We start from the raw sequence: 221 nt of genomic DNA, 5'->3' as shown, positions 1-221 counted from the left end.
CCCGTGTCGGACGGGTCGGTCGCGGCCAGTTCGGCCTTCAGCCTCGCGAGTTCGACCTTGTCGTCGGAGAGCGCCTGTTGGGCATCGTCGACCGCGGCCTGGAGCGGCGCGATGATCTCCGCCTGCTGCTGGACCACCAGGGCGTAGCTCTGCTCGGCGATGGACAGCAGCCGGTTCGCGTTGGTCAGCGCCTGCGAGGCGGCGGCGACCGAGGCCGCGTC

1 protein-coding gene is annotated in these 221 nt (G+C 71.5%); it reads right to left on the bottom strand.

Annotated features, from left to right (window positions below):
• Positions 1 to 221, bottom strand: a 221-nt coding sequence (locus tag BN358_RS26090) for a hypothetical protein (protein WP_040582430.1), incomplete at both ends; no start/stop codon positions are given.

It is taken from the genome of Sedimentibacter sp. B4, from assembly GCF_000309315.1.
GTDB lineage: Bacteria > Bacillota > Clostridia > Tissierellales > Sedimentibacteraceae > Sedimentibacter > Sedimentibacter saalensis.
The sequence above is the reverse complement of the archived record's forward strand: the minus strand, read 5'-3'. Positions and strand labels throughout refer to the sequence as shown.